Origin of the sequence: Mesorhizobium sp. M7A.F.Ca.ET.027.03.2.1, from assembly GCF_003999175.1 — a bacterium.
Classification (GTDB): domain Bacteria; phylum Pseudomonadota; class Alphaproteobacteria; order Rhizobiales; family Rhizobiaceae; genus Mesorhizobium.
Map to the genome: position 1 here is coordinate 1 of NZ_RZOM01001319.1, position 1,417 is coordinate 1,417.

Here is a 1,417-nt window from a genome sequence, read left to right on the forward strand (position 1 = left end):
GAGCGGACCTGAAGGGCGTCTATGCGGTGGTGCAATCGGAAACCGGCCGCGTGGTCTTCAATGCGGCCCGCAGCGAGATCGTAAGCCCGAGAAACCTCGACGGCCTGACCTATGGCGGCTTCGGCAGCGCCTGGGAAAACGCCCTGATATCGACCATCATCCGCCATGATGGCGGCAAGGGCAATTTCGAGACGGTGACGCTCGGCACCTCAGCCTATGAGGCGCTGGCCAACGGTTCGGTCGATTTCACGCTCGAAGTCTCGACCTGGGAGGGTGTCGACGCCGAGCTCAGGGGCGTCAAACAACGCAGCTTCGTCTATGCCGATTACGGCGTGCCTGACGAGCACACGACACTGATCTCTTCGAGCGAAGCCTATCTCCAGGCAAACCCCAAGCCTGCGGCCGCCTTTGTCCAGGCGACGCGGCGCGGCTACCAGTTCGCGGTCGATCACCCCGAAGATGCGGCAGCCCTGCTGATCGCGGCCAACAAGGATGCGTTGACCAATCCGGCGCTGATCCACGCCTCACTGAAGGCGCTGATCGACGGCCATTATCTGCGCAGCCAAAGCGGCGCCATCGGGACGATGGATCCGGCCAAGATGGGAGCGATCGGCGGCTATCTCTTCGCGTCCGGCATTTTGCGTGATGCCGACGGCAAGCTGGTTGCTCAACGCCCGGATTTCGGGAGCTATTTCCGCAACGACTATCTGAGCTAGTCTGGCAAAACCAAATGAGATGGGTCGCCAGTCTTTCTGGGCGACCGCGTGGAGCAGGTCGTCTGGGAGTGGCGCCCTGGCTCCCCGACAGCCAGTTTAATGCCGATCTGATCTTGTTGATTAACTGCCCGGCAATGGTTGCGTGCAAAGGTCGCCCTGAGGGATCATTGGGGTGTTTGCATTGCTCATATCAAAAAGCGAGGCGCTTTCGCACATCAGTGACGGCAGGATTTTGTCCGCAGCCCGAACGCGCGAAATCCTGGTGGATTTGCGCGAAGGTTTCTTTCGGATCTGCGCGCTGGCCTTCGCGGGCATGTTCGTCTACCGCGGCGTATATCACCTGATGCTCGACCCGACCCGCATCAATGTGGCGCTGGTGGCAATTTCAGAGATCCTGACCTTTACCTGGCTGCTTCTGTCGCGGCGACCACAGGTACGCGACTGGAACCCGCTGACGGTGGTTGTTTCGGTGGTCGCCAGCTTCGGTGTCGGCTTCATCGACCTGGAACCGGGCGTGGCCATCATCCCGATCTATGCCGCCGCGCCGCTGCAAGTCCTGGCGTTGGGGTTCGTGATCTGGGGGAAGATATCGCTAGGGCGTTCTTTCGCCATTCTGCCGGGCAATCGCGGCGTGATGACCGACGGTGCCTACCGCCTGGTGCGGCACCCGATCTATGCCGGATACCTTGCCGGTCATGTCC

Annotated in this window: 2 protein-coding genes; both read left to right on the forward strand. The window is 61.1% G+C overall.

Going from position 1 to position 1,417, the window contains the following annotated elements; all coding sequences use genetic code 11:
• Window positions 1-716 (forward strand): ABC transporter substrate-binding protein (locus tag EN750_RS34235; protein ID WP_127399271.1); only part of this gene is annotated, 716 nt, incomplete at its 5' end.
• 172 nt (window positions 717-888) lie between these two features.
• On the forward strand, window positions 889-1,417 hold a 529-nt coding region (locus tag EN750_RS34240), incomplete at its 3' end, for an isoprenylcysteine carboxylmethyltransferase family protein (RefSeq protein WP_127399272.1).